Origin of the sequence: Pelagibacterium sp. H642 (genome assembly GCF_031202855.1) — a bacterium.
GTDB lineage: Bacteria > Pseudomonadota > Alphaproteobacteria > Rhizobiales > Devosiaceae > Pelagibacterium.
The window spans coordinates 782,104-794,609 of sequence record NZ_CP101829.1; the positions used below are offsets into that span (position 1 = coordinate 782,104).

10 protein-coding genes are annotated in these 12,506 nt (G+C 62.7%); 2 read left to right on the forward strand and 8 right to left on the reverse strand.

Translation table 11 applies throughout. The features are described from left to right. Positions 1 to 259: 259 nt before the first annotated feature. From NO934_RS03930 to NO934_RS03945, 4 genes are all read right to left on the reverse strand, one after another. The gene (locus NO934_RS03930) at positions 260 to 1,243 is read right to left on the reverse strand and encodes a bifunctional riboflavin kinase/FAD synthetase (protein ID WP_309162403.1); all 984 of its coding nucleotides are present in this window, start codon (positions 1,241 to 1,243) and stop codon (positions 260 to 262) included. Positions 1,244 to 1,260: 17 nt separating this feature from the next. Beyond that, positions 1,261 to 1,950, reverse strand: a complete 690-nt coding sequence (locus NO934_RS03935; RefSeq protein WP_309162404.1) for a 50S ribosomal protein L11 methyltransferase — start codon at positions 1,948 to 1,950, stop codon at positions 1,261 to 1,263. 94 nt (positions 1,951 to 2,044) lie between these two features. Continuing rightward, a complete protein-coding gene (locus NO934_RS03940; RefSeq protein ID WP_309162405.1) occupies positions 2,045 to 2,908 on the reverse strand; it encodes a TIGR01459 family HAD-type hydrolase in 864 nt (287 codons plus the stop codon). 12 nt (positions 2,909 to 2,920) lie between these two features. Next, on the reverse strand, positions 2,921 to 4,135 hold the full coding sequence (locus NO934_RS03945) for an EAL domain-containing protein (protein ID WP_309162406.1): 1,215 nt from the start codon (positions 4,133 to 4,135) through the stop codon (positions 2,921 to 2,923). A 180-nt stretch (positions 4,136 to 4,315) separates the two neighbouring features. Between NO934_RS03945 and NO934_RS03950 the strand changes: the two genes are divergently transcribed. Both NO934_RS03950 and NO934_RS03955 read left to right on the forward strand, forming a co-directional pair. Further along, the gene (locus NO934_RS03950) at positions 4,316 to 5,698 is read left to right on the forward strand and encodes a sigma-54 dependent transcriptional regulator (RefSeq protein ID WP_309162407.1); all 1,383 of its coding nucleotides are present in this window, start codon (positions 4,316 to 4,318) and stop codon (positions 5,696 to 5,698) included. Between the two features lie 345 nt (positions 5,699 to 6,043). Next, complete coding sequence (locus NO934_RS03955; RefSeq protein ID WP_309162408.1) at positions 6,044 to 7,342, forward strand: DUF5623 domain-containing protein; 1,299 nt, start codon at positions 6,044 to 6,046, stop codon at positions 7,340 to 7,342. Between the two features lie 453 nt (positions 7,343 to 7,795). Here the strand turns inward: NO934_RS03955 and NO934_RS03960 are convergent, their stop codons facing one another. From NO934_RS03960 to NO934_RS03975, 4 genes are all read right to left on the reverse strand, one after another. Beyond that, positions 7,796 to 8,368, reverse strand: a complete 573-nt coding sequence (locus tag NO934_RS03960) for a TetR/AcrR family transcriptional regulator (protein ID WP_309162409.1) — start codon at positions 8,366 to 8,368, stop codon at positions 7,796 to 7,798. A gap of 10 nt (positions 8,369 to 8,378) precedes the next feature. After that, entirely contained in the window at positions 8,379 to 9,317 is a 939-nt protein-coding gene (locus tag NO934_RS03965) for an SDR family NAD(P)-dependent oxidoreductase (protein ID WP_309162410.1), read from the reverse strand. Between the two features lie 393 nt (positions 9,318 to 9,710). Next, positions 9,711 to 10,199: an SRPBCC family protein gene (locus NO934_RS03970; RefSeq protein ID WP_309162411.1), complete on the reverse strand. Its 489-nt coding sequence runs from the start codon at positions 10,197 to 10,199 to the stop codon at positions 9,711 to 9,713. Positions 10,200 to 10,443: 244 nt separating this feature from the next. Further along, a complete protein-coding gene (locus tag NO934_RS03975; protein ID WP_309162412.1) occupies positions 10,444 to 11,973 on the reverse strand; it encodes a glycosyltransferase family 39 protein in 1,530 nt (509 codons plus the stop codon). Positions 11,974 to 12,506 lie beyond the last annotated feature (533 nt).

The following is a 12,506-nucleotide window of genomic DNA, read 5'->3' on the forward strand; positions in this document are numbered from 1 at the left end:
TTTCAGTCGGTCTGAATGTTGGTGCCGCTTTTAACAGCGGCGGCGAAGGATTGCCAATGGGTTTGGACCGGAGCGGAGCGGGAAGCGGGCTTCCGCTCATCGGCTTTGCCGATGGCACCCCTCATCCGACCGCTTCGCGGCCTTCTCCCCTCCAATCGTGCCACGGGCACGATTGGCCACAGGACGGGTCGAAGTCTCCCGCAAGGGGAGAAGGGTAACCGTGGCAATGTTTCGGCAGGAACGCCGTGCTGTCTATTGGCTAAGAAACAAAGCCCAGGGCGGCGTCGAGCTCGGAGAGCGGGGCCGCCTGGGCGGTGGTAATTCGGGCGGCTTTGGTGTCGCGGCCCATTTCGGCGATCAGCGCGTCGAGATCGGCAAAGGTCATCTGGCCGCGCACATGAGAGATGAGCGCCACTTCGAGGGTCTTGCCGTAGATGTCGCGATCGAAATCGAAGATGAAGGTTTCGAAAGGCGGCTTGGTGTTGTCGAACATGGGCTTGCCGTAGGCGGCGACACCGTCGAACACTTCGTCATCCAGCCGGACCTTGACCGCATAGACGCCTTGGGCCAGCCCGAAGGTTTCGGGAACGGCTATGTTGGCGGTGGGATAACCCAATTCGCGGCCGCGCTTGTCGCCCTCGATCACGGTGCCGGAAAAGAAATAGTGATACCCCAGAAGCGCGTTGGCGGCGGCGACATCGCCGGCGGCGAGCGCATCGCGGACGCGGGAGGAGGAGACGGGCTCTTCTCCTTCATCGAGCATGTCGCAGATTTCGACCGAGAAGCCCTTTTCTTCGCCCTGGCCGAGAAGGAATTCAGGAGTGCCCGCCCTGCCCTTGCCGAAATGGAAATCGGCGCCGACCACAACGCCGGAAACCCCAAGCGCTTCGATGAGGAACCGCGAAACGAAATCGGCCGCTTCGACCGAAGCCAGATCGCGGGAAAACTTAAGGAACGCGACAGCATCGAAGCCCAGCGCCTCGACAAGCCGCGCCTTGGCGTCGGCATAGGTGAGGCGAAAGAGCAATGGCTGGGGCGCAAAGACATCGCGCGGATGCGGCTCGAATGTGAGGACCAGGGCCGGAACGCCCTTTTGCTCCGCCATCTCACGCGCGGCGGCAAAGACCTGCTGGTGCCCGCGATGGCAGCCATCGAAATTGCCGATGGCGATGACGCCGCCGCGAAGCGCGGAGGGAACGTCGGCAAGGCCGTTGAGACGATGAAAATTGGTGCCAGCGGTCATAACTTGGATGGAGAGGTCTACGGGAGAGGCGGAACCTGCCTTTTTGTCGGCTCGATTGCAAGAGCGGCTTGCGTGCCGAGGGTTTGAAAGCGGTAGGCGCATGCGGGGCGCGGGGTGGCGGTGGGCGGCTCGCCGAAATCGAGGAGCGGGTAAAATCCGAGTGGAATCAGTCTGTTGCGCGGCAGGAGATCGCGGCCGATATCGCCCACATAGACCTCCGCGCCGGCGGCAAGGCAGCAGTCCAGAAAGGCCGTGACGCGGAGGGCGAGGGCGGGATCGTAGAAGAGGTCACCTACGAGGATTACCTCGGTATCGGGGGGTGAACCATCGAGAATATCGGCCTGTAAAGCGGCTATGGTGACGGTGTTGAGCGTGGCATTGAGTTTGAGGTTGGCAATGGCGTTGAAATCGGGGTCGGCGGCAGTGATCGAAGACGCTCCGGCAAGCGCGGCGGCGATGGCGAGCAGGCCCGAGCCGGTGCCCAGATCGAGGACGGACTTGCCGGCGACGAGCTCGGGATGGGCGGCAAGGTGATGGGCGAGCGCGAGGCCGCCGGGCCAGGGCCATGCCCAATAGGGCGGTACCCCATCGGCGGCGAGGCGCCAGACGCCGCTGGTGGGAGTGGCGGTGTGGAGGCGGATATGGGGGAGGCCCGGAACGGGGGTTGCAGGGAGATTGGCGGTGATGAAGGCTGTGGGGTCGGGCATGGGGTGCTCGGGCTTGCGGCTAAGGCCCCCTCACCCGGCTGCAAGCCGACCTCTCCTTCAAGGGAGAGTGAGAAGGGTGTCGTTCACCGAAACCTTACCACGCCAAACGGGGCATGAAGCCGACCATGTTGGCGCGGGAGACCGAGACGAGGTCGGCCACGCGCTTGGCGGGCGGGTTGTTGAAGGCGTCGAGTTCGGCGGCGTGGATGGAGCCGGTGATGAACAAGAGGTCGATGCCGAACTGGGCGGCGCCGACGGAGTCGGTGCGGACCGAATCGCCGATGGCGAGGATGTCGCGCTTGTCGAACCGGCGGCCGGCGGCCTCGTCGAGCATGGCCTTGGCCTGCTCGTAGATGGGATTGTAGGGCTTGCCGGCCATCATCACGCGGCCACCGATATCCTCATAGGCATCGGCCAGGGCGCCGCCGCAATAGACGATCCGCTCGCCCTCCTCGACCACCTTGTCGGGATTGGCGCAGATCAGCGGCAGGTCGCGCGATTTCCAGATGCGCATGCGCTCGGCGTAGTCGGCGGGGGTGTCGTCATCGGTATCGAGGTCGGTGACCGCGACGGCAGTGGCTTGCTCATCGGAACCAAAGGTCAAATCGAGCCCTTCGAACAGGATGTCATCGACGGCGGGGCCGACGCGGGCGACGGTGCGGCCGCGCCAGTTTTCGAGCAGCACGCGCGTGGCATCGCCCGAGGAGATGAGCGCATCATAGGCCTCGCGCGGGATATCCATGGCGTCGAGCTGGGCGATGATGGAACTGCCGGGGCGCGGGGCGTTGGTGATGAGCACGACGCGGCCACCCTGCTCGCGATAGGTAACCAGCGCCTCCACCGCGCTCCAGTGCGGCGTGATGCCGTTGTGAACCACGCCCCAGACATCGGAAAGGATGCCGGGATAGCGCGGGGCGAGGCTGGAAAGGCCGGGTGTGGGGCCGGTGAGAGCGGGCATAAAGAAAACTCCTTAGCGCGAGACGGCGCGGCGCAGGGAGTCGTCGCCATCGTCGCGCAGGTCGGGGCGCAGCGGCGCGATATCACCCAATACCCGGCCCTGGGCGAGGCGGATGCCGTCATCGAGCAGCGCGAGGACTTCGCTTTCCGCCTCGAGGCCGGTGAGGACGAGGTTGATGCCAAAACGCTTGATGTAATCGTTGATGTCGGAGGAATGGAAATCGGTCAAGGCGGAGGTGTTGGCGATAAAGCCGCCGCCGGAGGTCGAGATGTGGCGCACGCCCTTTTCGGCAAGGCCGGCGAAATCGAGGCGCAGGGTGGTGGCATTGCGCAGAGCGAGGGTGACGCCCTGCTGGACCAGGCTGGCAAGGCCATCGGCTTGCGGGCGCGAGAGAGCGGTCCAATCCTGGTAATCGAGCGCGAAGGCGATATCGGAATTGACGGCGCGGTTGGCGGCGAGCAGCGCCAGAAGGCGCTCGAGAGCGGGCTTGTCGTCCAGGGTCGCGGGGGAGAGATCGACCAGCAGACGCACCGGATCGCCCCCCAGCCGGGCGCGGCGGACGATGCGGACGGCCTCCTCGGCGCTCAGCAGATCGATGCGGCGCAGGATGACGGTGCCCTCCCCCGTGGGGATGGGCAGGAACTGGGGCGGGTCGATCAGCTCGCCGTCGAGTTCGAGGCGCGGCACGAGATCGAGCGCATGCAGCTTGCGCTGGGGGAGCGTGAGGACCGGCTGAACGTGGTGGACGATGCGGCCATCATCGAGGGCGCGGCGGACATCGTCGAGCGGGACGATGGGGCGGCGGGGCCTGGGCTCGGGATTTGCGGCGCGGTCGCTAGAGGCGGGCGCGAGCGAAGCCTGGGCGGTTTCGAGTTCGGAGACGGCCTCGGCAACCTGGCGCACCACGGTGCCCAGCACGCTCATATCGGCCTCCACGACATCGAGGCGCGGGCCGAGATCGAGATCGACGATGGCGTTGACGCGCTGGGAGAGCACCTGGCCGGCCTTGGCATCGGTGGCGAGCAGGCGGCCCATTTCCTCGACGCCGGCTTCGAGGCGGGCGAAGGCGCGGCGGCGGGCGGCACGTTCCTCAATCAACACGCCGCCGAGGATGACGACGAGCGCCAAAAGCCCGGCTTCGATGGGGGTGAAGCCGAGCGCGAAATAGGCCGCGGCGCCCAGAGCGGCACCACACAGGCCAATGAAGATAAAGACCAAGCCCTGCACGCGGCTCCAGCCCCCAAGGGAATCAACTCGGCTTTTCTCATAAAGCTCTAGCATTTGGCGGGAAGGTGAAAAAGCACAACCGCCAACCCTTTGTTTACCCTAACGGATTGATAGTGGCCTTGAGCCCCTACCGTAAGGAGAGATGGCCGGATGCGTGATGGAAACCCATCGGACGCAGATATGAAGCTGTTGCTCATCGAGCGTTCGGCAGAGCGGGCGCGCGTGACGATGGCGGCGATATTTGCCCATTGGGGCAATGCGGTGGCGCTCGTTCACTGCACGAGCGGGCAACAGGCACTACGCAGCCTCAAGACCGGGCGGTTCGACGTGATCCTGGCCGAAACCGGGAGCCTGGAAGGGCTGGGCTGCGACGAGGAAGCCGCATTCGGAATGCTGGCGGGCGCCTCGGGCGGCGCGTTGATCATCGCGCTTTCCGATGGCGGATCGGTGTCGATGGCTGTCGCGGCGATGCGGGCCGGCGCGCACGACTATCTGGCGCTGCCGATTTCCGGACCGGTGCTGGCGGCACGGCTGGGTGAATTGGGCCAGCGGCACGGCAAGGCGCGGGCGATCGTTTGCGAGGCAGCCGAGGAGCGGCACGCCGACTTCGAAGGGTTCGTGGGGACGACGCCGCAGATGCGGGCGATCTACGACCAGATTTTGCGCGTTGCCCCTTCGGCGGCGCCGGTGTTCATCACCGGCGAAAGCGGCACGGGCAAGGAAGTTTCGGCCGAGGCGCTGCACAAGCGCGGCCCGCGCGCCAAAAAGCCGTTCATCGCCATCAATGCCGGGGCGATCCCGCGCGAATTGATGGAGGCCGAAGTGTTCGGCGCGGTCAAGGGCGCCTATACCGGTGCCCATGAGGACCGCAAGGGCGCCATTGAAATGGCCGATGGCGGCACGCTGTTTCTCGACGAGATCGGCGAGATGGACCTGGCGCTGCAGGCCAAGCTTTTGCGGTTTCTGCAGACCGGGACGATCACGCGGGTGGGGGAATCGGTGTCCCGGCCCGTCGATGTGCGGGTGATCTGCGCCACCAACCGCAACCCCATGCAATTGGTGAGCGAAAAGAAATTCCGCGAGGACCTTTTCTACCGCCTGCACGTGCTGCCCATCCACCTGCCGCCGCTGCGGCAGCGGCCGGGGGACATCATGCCGCTGGCCCAGAGCTTTCTTGCCCGGTTCGGCAAGGAAGAAGGCAAGAGCTTTGCCGGCTTTGCGCCCGATGTCGCCGACCTGTTCGTGGCGCGAGAATGGCCGGGCAATGTGCGCCAGCTCCAGAACCTGGTGCGCCGGATCGTCGTGATGTTCGACGGCGGGGTGGTGAGCGCGCAGATGGCGCTGGCCGCCGATATCGAATCGCGCGATGCCTATTGCGCCGAGCAGGCGGCAAGCGGGGCCCAGCCTTCGGTGCTGCCCATGTGGCAGCAGGAGCAAAGGATCATCGAAGAGGCGCTCGACGCCTTCGGCGGCAACATCGCCCGCGCGGCGGCGGCGCTCGAAATCAGCCCTTCGACGATCTATCGCAAGCGCCTGGGCTGGGAACGCGCCGGGGCGGCTTAGGGGTGGAGAGCGGACTGGCGGGTTTTCAATGGCGGTCTCGGAAAGTGGACACTCAGTTGGCCGCTCCTGTCCAACGCCAAGGCACACACTGTAGTCATTCAAGTGAGCCCGAATTTATTTAAAGCTACCGTTCGATCTCTGTCGCTCGGTCTAGGAATAAAGCAACACCATCGGTTGAAGCGGCATTCGACTCGCGCTAAATTAGCAGGGCTCTGGGCATGAGCATGGCACTCGCCGTTCCGAAGCTGCTGGCAGCACTGCTGTAATTACTCGAACCCGACAACATCCATCCGGGCTCGCAAAGTGGTTGGCGAGTGACGCTGAGATCGAGCCAGGAGATTGGCTATGTTGATCGATGACGTGCGTCCTACGACGCTCAGCGGCGTAAAAAGTCTTGCATCCGAAATTCGCAGAAGGCGGGGAGTAAAGTACTTCACCGCGTTGGATCTGGCCGCGAAAGCCGCCAACTGTGAAAATTTTCGTCATGCCCAACGGACGCTTCCTTCGGGAGGGAGCGTTCTGGATCGGCCCTATGTTCTGCTCACTGCATATTGGAGGGACAGGGGCGGCAAGTACCACGTTGGCCGCGAGACCCTGCGTATCGAACTCTCCAAAGAAATCTTGGATATCTGCGGAAAAGCCGAGTTGAAGCGGGTCCGTGGGTTTGAAGCCCTACGAATGGTTGCTGCCGATCACTTTATCCGCGACATGGTGTTAGACAGCCAGGAGCAAGCGCGGAAGTCGCTTTGCGAAGCACAACGTTCGCTGCGGTTCATGGAGCATACAGGGCTCCAGCCTCGCCCACGGAAATGGAAGTCCTACAAGGAGGCCATCGGCAAATTGCCGTACAGCGATCACCCAACCGAATGGATTGAAATCAAGACGGGGCAGATGATCCTGGTCGACGAGCCCTACTCAATTGCACCCAATTCGGTCGAACGCGCTGAGTGGGCGGCTAAGCATGGATGGGACGTCAAAAAGAGCACGTGGCCCGGCATGTACTTTCCATATAACTGCGACCTCTATGTCGCGAGCGACGTGAGCAACGGCTACAACCTCGACCATCTGTTGGCCACGATTGACGCGATGCCAAAACCCCTGGTGGAAAGCGACTGGTCCGGTGAATCCTCAAATTCCTGGGACACCTTCACCAGCCCCAAGGCGCACACGCCACAAGACCTGCGAAGAGCACGGCCGCGGGGAACCATTTTTCCAACCGCAACATCTACCTCAGTCCCTTACAGTTTCAGCATGGGTACGAGGCGTCGGCGGCCCAAAGGTGCGCTGGGTGTTGCGGGCCATATTGAAGCCGGAAGTATCATCAAGGCGGTCATGTCATCCGGTCAGCGGCCATGGGGCGTATACACCCGACTGAATACCTTGCGTTCCAATCTCGAAGACTGGATGAGCTTGGAGATAGGTCCCAAGGAGCTTGAAGGCCCCGAGTTCTTCGACGTCTATTACCGCGCAACCGCCAGCGACGCCCCTTTCGAAAAGGCAGCTGCTACCCGACAGGGTGTGATCGACTTGCTGTTGACGCTCAAGAGCATTCTGCAGGCGGCTTATCCCGACAGCGCGCCACTTCGACGCGAGATAAAGCGCGTTGATATGGCTGTGCAACTGACCAAGAAGATGAAACTTTGATTTCCCAGACAGTGATGGCAAGTTGCTGACAATCGGGGCGCCACGGTGCCCCGGAATTTTTCCACATCGCAGTTGGTCGAAGCGTGTTGGGCACACGCCCTTGCCAATTCCGGATGAACCAGCCCGAGCTGTTCTTGGAAAGGTCTCGACGGGCTAGATACCCTGAATGTCAATGTCCACTTTCGACGCTCAGACTCCGGCAGCGGACGGGCTGGAGATGGCTCCGTTTTGAGCCGAACTTCAGGAGCTGAACGAACGGCGGGTCTCAAGCGCTCTACAGTTCAGCCTGAACGACCGAACTGGGGTCGTTTTCAGACCGACCGTTTTGGGGTGGGAAGCGGAAGGGCGGCTTAGGGGTGGGCTGCCATCACCGCAGTCAGCTCATGACGACTGCTTCGCGGACGAAGCCGCGATTCGCATGGCGCAGCTTCAGCAAAGTCCATGCAGCGACATTCAGCGAGAAGCGGCACCAAGCAATCTCAAGAGCAGCGCCACACCTTCTTCCGCAACCGAGAGACCCTTCCGCTCTCCCATGCGACCACTTGATTCCAGGTCGATAAGACCATGAACCGCTGCATAGATTAGACCTGTCAATTCTTTTGCCGACGCACCGGGCAACTGGCTTGATTTCTGGCAGGCTTTGACAAGATCCTCGAATGCGGAAAAGGTTTCGAGCGCCGCATTTTCAAGGGTTCCCTCCGCAGATCTGATGTCCGGATCACCGAACAACAGGCGATATCGGGCAGGGTTGTCGCGACCATAGCAGATGAAAGCCGTCAAAGCGCGGGTCAGCCTTTCAATCGGGGCACCATCGGCGTGCTGGGAGGATCTAAACATGTCGGTGAGGCTATGAAAATCACGCTCTGCGATTGCCGACAACAAAGCGGCGCGATCTTTAAAATGACGGTATGGGGCGTTGTGCGACACGCCAACGGCCTGTGCGACCGCGCGCAGCGTCACGGCCGCATTTCCACCGGCATCAAGAAGACGCGCCGCCTCCGTGATCAGCTTGTCACGCGTGCTCAACCTATCTCCTTCACCCGATACCAACGATCTGCTCGCAGTCCATCCAAAGTTTGTGGGCGCGTCCTTTGTCCTGCGACATGACAGAAGATCGCGCTTCGATCAACTGACCGTTCTTGGACTGGATATACTTCCCTGATGCAGCCGCGAAAGCTGGATCAATCGCAACCTTGGCAAGTGATGCGCCCGAGAAGGTGATGCTGCCCATAGTGACGCCCATGCGCCGAAGCATCCATTTCATACCAGATGTCCGCATCAAACCTCGGGCGAATGACGGAGCGGTCCTCATCAGCCCGGTCTCTACGATCAGGCCGGGATCGAAGGCAATTGACTGGATTGAGGAACCGGCGGCGCGCAGGCGTCGGTCCAGCTCATAGGCATGAAGCATGGTGCAAAGTTTCGATGTCGAATAACGGATTCCTCCTGATAGAGGCTTTCCCATCCTGCCATCATTCGCAAGCCGATAGGCATCAGGCTCTACGGCCTTGCCTACCATCTTACCGTCCATTGTGTCGGGGTCATGGGTGCCGCTGGCGGTAAACACGATGCGCCCGCCGTCATGCACCAGGTCTTGAAGAAGATTGAGCAGGAGGAAATGCCCCAGGCAGTTGGTTGCGAATGTCAACTCGTGTCCGTCGACACTATACTCAATCGGCCCTCTGAATTGCGCACCCGCGTTGAGAAGGAGAACCTGCAAAGGGGCAACTGATCCCTCGCGAACAAGACTTCGGACGGCGTCGGCACCGGACCGAACCGAAGCAAGCGACGCGACATCCAGCGTGAGGGTGCGGATGGTGGCCCCGTAGCGGTTCCGCAAATCATGTGCGGCGGCATCGACTTCACCGATGTTTCGGCCCGCCATGATGATATCGTAGCCGCCCCGCGCGGCAATGGTGCGTGTCGCTTCAAGCCCGAGGCCTTTGTGACCTCCGGTGATAAGAACAGTCGGCATATGAGCCCTCCAAGTTGACACTGTCAACGTATAGGGGCGTGTTGACAATGTCAACACTCAAGGAACACCTGGATCAACGATTGCTTTGGGCTCGAAGCGGTCGTTCCGGAAGCCAAATGCGAACGACCGAAACGGGGTCGGCAGCCGCCTGACTGCTGCTCGGCGTCGGCTTCGTCGCGGCGCCGGCTGCTTGGCTTGCGGGAGCCTGCGGCCTGTAGATCAATGTCTTGTAGGCCGCTCGGGCGGAGTGGCGCTCACGGTCTTGGTACAACTTGTTCTCGCCCTTCTGATGCTATGGTGGTTAACCCGCCATCCCAGCCTCGCACCAATCAGCATGGACCTGCCCCGGCAAAATAGTTCCGCGGACGAAGTGCCTCTCTGCTGGATGTACGGTCAGGCTTTCGCTTTGCGGACGTCCGTTCCGTGCTCGGCGAAGGATTTGAAATCCTCCATCACCTGCCGCGACTGCTTGATGAAGAAAGGGCGCATCAGGGGAGCAGCCAATCGCATAAAACCGTTGAACCGGTATTCGCTCTCGCTCACCCAGAGCGTGCTCTGGGGGCTCGTTTCAGACAGATGCTCGCGTGCGGCGCTCCACATCCCGTCCGCGACGATCTCGCGCTCATAATGGACGACGCGGTCTGACGGGATGCCGTGCAGGTCGACCGGCTCGCGGCGCGTGATGGTTTCGGTGAGTTCCATGGTCTTCCGGCCCGACTGGAACACGACCTTCGACACGGTACCAAGTTGCCCCTCCACACCGCTTCGCGGCTCGTGCGACACCAGGCCGCGCAGCCATTTCGGGCGCTGCGCGGGGTCCTGGAGGAGTTGGATAACCCTCTCCCGTGGCAGCGCGATCTCGATCGAGACGGTGTACTTCATGGTGGCTTCTCCGGTTCCTCAGCGCGCGGTTATTGGCAGAGGTTAGGGAAGGTGCGTTGCAGTGTTGCGAACGCAGCGCTTATCGTACCGTCGCTCTCAAGAAACAGATACCGAACGCTTGAAATGTCGTGTCCTCCGGCTGCACGCACCGCGCTGAGCTGCTCATTGCGGGTGACCCGCTCTCGTTTTCATTGCCTGCTCGCAAAAGACGCCATGGCGGGCGAGCAGCGCTCGCTGCGCAGCGCTACCGACCGGCGAAACCCTCGGCGTAGAAAAGCTGGATGTCGGTCAACTCCACAACGCCGTTGCGGGAGATAGTGAGGGTTTCGAGGTGCTCGATGGTTTCGAAGCGGTCACCATAGGCTTCGATGACGCGGTCGGGGTCGCCGGTCTGGTCGACGATATAGGCGTTCCAGCCGGTGTGAGCGGCGGGATCGAAATTGAAGCCGAGATTGCGGGTGTCGTCGCCAAAGCAGGCGAAGGGGAGACGGCCGGCGACTTGCGTGTCGACATAGCCGCAATCGATCCAGTTGATGCCGGCGACGAACAGTTCGCCCTGGCCGAAGGCGCCGCGATCGGCAAGATTTTCGCCCAGCTCGGTCCAGGGGAGCTGGAGGGCGGTGGGGTCTTCCCAATCGCCGGGGAAGACGGTGCGCGCCCAGCCGGTGGCGGCGTGGGAGACCAGCAGCGTCAGGATAGCGAGGGTGACGACCGCCGAGCCATAGAGCCAGATGCGCACGCCCCTGCCCTCACGGTTGGCCGCCCAGGCGCCCATCAGCATGAAGAGCATGAGATAGCCCGGAGCCTGCCAGTGGAAGTGGAACTGGGTATCGCTCCAGAGCGCGACGAGGGTGAAGAAGATGATAGGCGGCCAGCCGATATAGGCGAACAGCGCGGCCGCGCCCGGCACGGTGCCGGAGGGGAACTGGCCGCGCGGGCCGGCGGCAAGCGCCCTGCCCCCGATATAGAGCGCCGGGATGGCGAGCCAGGGGACCATATAGAGGAGCTGGCCCCAGATCATGCGGATGAGCCCGTTCCAGCGCAATTCGGATTCGGCGAGGGCGCGGCCGCCCTGGAAGCCGAAGGACGCCCAATCGTTCTGGGCGTTCCAGACGATGACCGGGGAAAAGATCGCCAGCGCGATGACAAGGGCGAGCCAGGGGGCGCCGTGGGTGAGCCAGCGGCGCTGAGTGGAATTCAAAAGCACGAACAAGCCGGTGCCGGCGACGAGGAAGGCGGCGTGGTATTTCGATAGAAAGGTGAGGCCGAGGAAGAGGCCTGCGAGCCCCCAATAAAGGTAGGGGCGTCTGGCGCCGGCGCCGAAGAAGATTTCGACCAGCACGCGGATCGTGGCGAGCCAGAACAGCAGCATGGGCGCGTCGGGCTGGGTCCACGAGCCGATCGAGAGCGAGAACAGCACGCAGGCATTGACGATCAGCGCCGCATAGAACCCGGCGAGCGGCGTGTGGATGCGGCGGGTGATGTCGAACACAAGCCAGGTGGAGACCGCGAACATGGCAACGAACGGCAAGCGGATGACCAGCAGGCTTTCCGAGCCGGTCAATTGCAGCGTTGCCCAGATGGTCCAGAGCGAGAGGGGGGGCTGGTCGAAATAGGAGAGGTGGAACTGGCGGGCCGACGCCAGGTAATAGGCCTCGCCCGTGCCCCAACCGATCAGCGCCGCGCCGATGAGGCGGAGGACGAAGGTGACGGCGATGAGGATGAGGGTGGCCTGGAGGGGTGTGAAGGGGCCGATGCGGGGGTTAGTGGGCATCATGGGCTCCTGTGGGTCGGGCCGAGGCTGCGCCCCCCTCATCCGCCCCTTCGGGGCACCTTCTCCCACCAGGGGAGAAGGGTAAGAGGGTAGACGTCGGGTTGGGAGTCATAGAGCGGCCGGGCATGTGTCTGGATAAGCTCTGTTGCCGGATTCCGGGAGCACGTCCCGGAATGACAGATGGCTTGTTTGCAGCGGCGCCCTCCCCACTCGGTCGTCATTGTCGGGCTTGACCCGGCAATCCGCAACGCTGCCAGGGGAGCGGGAGCGGTGTGGGGCATTATCGCGAGAACCAATACGCTTGGCCGTCGCCGCCTCCCCCTCATCCGTCCGCTTCGCGGCCACCTTCTCCCCCAAGGGGGCGAAAGGTAAGAGGGTAGACGTCGGGTTGGGAGTCATAGGGCGGCCGGGCATGTGGCTGGATAAGCTCTGTTGCTGGATTCCGGGAGCACGTCCCGAAATGACAGGTGGCTTGTTTGCAGCGGCGCCCTGCCCCACTCGGTCGTCATTGTCGGGCTTAACCCGACAATCCG

Excerpts from the sequence above, each read along its gene's own strand:
- NO934_RS03930 (WP_309162403.1), bottom strand. The coding sequence starts at position 1,243 with ATGACCGCTGGCACCAATTTTCATCGTCTCAACGGCCTTGCCGACGTT.
- NO934_RS03935 (WP_309162404.1), bottom strand. The coding sequence starts at position 1,950 with ATGCCCGACCCCACAGCCTTCATCACCGCCAATCTCCCTGCAACCCCC.
- NO934_RS03940 (WP_309162405.1), bottom strand. The coding sequence starts at position 2,908 with ATGCCCGCTCTCACCGGCCCCACACCCGGCCTTTCCAGCCTCGCCCCG.
- NO934_RS03950 (WP_309162407.1), top strand. The coding sequence starts at position 4,316 with ATGAAGCTGTTGCTCATCGAGCGTTCGGCAGAGCGGGCGCGCGTGACG.
- NO934_RS03955 (WP_309162408.1), top strand. The coding sequence starts at position 6,044 with ATGTTGATCGATGACGTGCGTCCTACGACGCTCAGCGGCGTAAAAAGT.
- NO934_RS03965 (WP_309162410.1), bottom strand. The coding sequence starts at position 9,317 with ATGCCGACTGTTCTTATCACCGGAGGTCACAAAGGCCTCGGGCTTGAA.
- NO934_RS03970 (WP_309162411.1), bottom strand. The coding sequence starts at position 10,199 with ATGAAGTACACCGTCTCGATCGAGATCGCGCTGCCACGGGAGAGGGTT.
- NO934_RS03975 (WP_309162412.1), bottom strand. The coding sequence starts at position 11,973 with ATGCCCACTAACCCCCGCATCGGCCCCTTCACACCCCTCCAGGCCACC.